1 protein-coding gene and 2 rRNA genes are annotated in these 1,735 nt (G+C 60.4%); all 3 read left to right on the top strand.

Translation table 11 applies throughout. The annotated features are described in order from the left end of the window. A 23S ribosomal RNA gene (locus ACEZDG_RS03820) occupies positions 1–1,029 on the top strand; the annotation flags it as partial. Between the two features lie 116 nt (positions 1,030–1,145). Further along, positions 1,146–1,262 (top strand): 5S ribosomal RNA (gene rrf / locus ACEZDG_RS03815). A 277-nt stretch (positions 1,263–1,539) separates the two neighbouring features. After that, on the top strand, positions 1,540–1,735 hold a 196-nt coding region (locus ACEZDG_RS03810), incomplete at its 3' end, for a hypothetical protein (RefSeq protein WP_380502198.1).

Raw genomic sequence — 1,735 nt, 5'->3', positions numbered from 1 at the left:
GGCGAGGCTGAGAACTTAAGCGCCAGTAAACGGCGGTGGTAACTATAACCATCCTAAGGTAGCGAAATTCCTTGTCGGGTAAGTTCCGACCTGCACGAATGGCGTAACGACTTCTCGACTGTCTCAACCATAGGCCCGGTGAAATTGCATTACGAGTAAAGATGCTCGTTTCGCGCAGCAGGACGGAAAGACCCCGGGACCTTTACTATAGCTTGATATTGGTGTTCGGTTCGGCTTGTGTAGGATAGGTGGGAGACTGTGAAACCCTGACGCCAGTTGGGGTGGAGTCGTCGTTGAAATACCACTCTGGTCGTGCTGGATGTCTAACCTGGGTCCGTGATCCGGATCAGGGACAGTGTCTGGTGGGTAGTTTAACTGGGGCGGTTGCCTCCTAAAATGTAACGGAGGCGCCCAAAGGTTCCCTCAGCCTGGTTGGCAATCAGGTGTTGAGTGTAAGTGCACAAGGGAGCTTGACTGTGAGACCGACGGGTCGAGCAGGTGCGAAAGCAGGGACTAGTGATCCGGCGGTGGCTTGTGGAAGCGCCGTCGCTCAACGGATAAAAGGTACCCCGGGGATAACAGGCTGATCTTCCCCAAGAGTCCATATCGACGGGATGGTTTGGCACCTCGATGTCGGCTCGTCGCATCCTGGGGCTGGAGTAGGTCCCAAGGGTTGGGCTGTTCGCCCATTAAAGCGGTACGCGAGCTGGGTTTAGAACGTCGTGAGACAGTTCGGTCCCTATCCGCTGCGCGCGCAGGAGTCTTGAGAAGGGCTGTCCCTAGTACGAGAGGACCGGGACGGACGAACCTCTGGTGTGCCAGTTGTCCTGCCAAGGGCATGGCTGGTTGGCTACGTTCGGGAGGGATAACCGCTGAAAGCATCTAAGCGGGAAGCCTGCTTCGAGATGAGGACTCCCACCACCATCGAGTGGGTAAGGCTCCCAGTAGACGACTGGGTTGATAGGCCGGATGTGGAAGCCCTGTAAGGGGTGGAGCTGACCGGTACTAATAGGCCGAGGGCTTGACCATAGTTGCTACGCGTCCACTGTGCAGTTCCCGGGTTGCGAACAGCCCCCGGTGAGCGTGTCGAATCTATTCGGCACAGTCACAATTGAAGAGAGTGTTCGCTGAACACCCGATAGGGTTTCGGTGGTCATAGCGTGAGGGAAACGCCCGGTAACATCCCGAACCCGGAAGCTAAGCCTCACAGCGCCGATGGTACTGCAGGGGGGACCCTGTGGGAGAGTAGGACGCCGCCGAACAATCATTCAGAGCCGCGGCCCCAGCGATTCGCTGGGGCCGCGGCTTTTTGTGTTTTCGCAGGTCCGTATCGAGGCGGCTCGCAGCACGTGAGCGAGCACCTGCCGAGTGCGGGACAATGAGTGTTGGTGACGTGCCTACAGCGCCGTCACCAGGATGTTGCTTGTAGACCAGAAGGAGTCATGTCAATGTCTAACCCCCCTCAGGGACGCCCGGAGCGCCGCTCGGGCGACGGATCGCAGGGTGCAGGGGGCGCGGGCCGGCGTGACTCCCGTGGCGGTGGCTACAGCCGCGACGACCGTGCCCCGCGCCGCGACGACCGCCCCTCCGGTGGCGGCTTCAACCGTGATGACCGCGGCCCGCGCCGGGACGACCGTCCGTCGACCGGTGGTGGCAGCTTCAACCGCGACGACCGTCCCCGTGGTGGCGGGTTCAACCGTGATGACCGTGGTCCGCGTCGCGATGACCGCCCCTC

The sequence above is a fragment of the Streptacidiphilus alkalitolerans genome (assembly GCF_042511045.1).
GTDB classification, from domain to species: domain Bacteria; phylum Actinomycetota; class Actinomycetes; order Streptomycetales; family Streptomycetaceae; genus Streptacidiphilus; species Streptacidiphilus alkalitolerans.
This window is presented reverse-complemented; position numbering and strand designations above follow the sequence as displayed.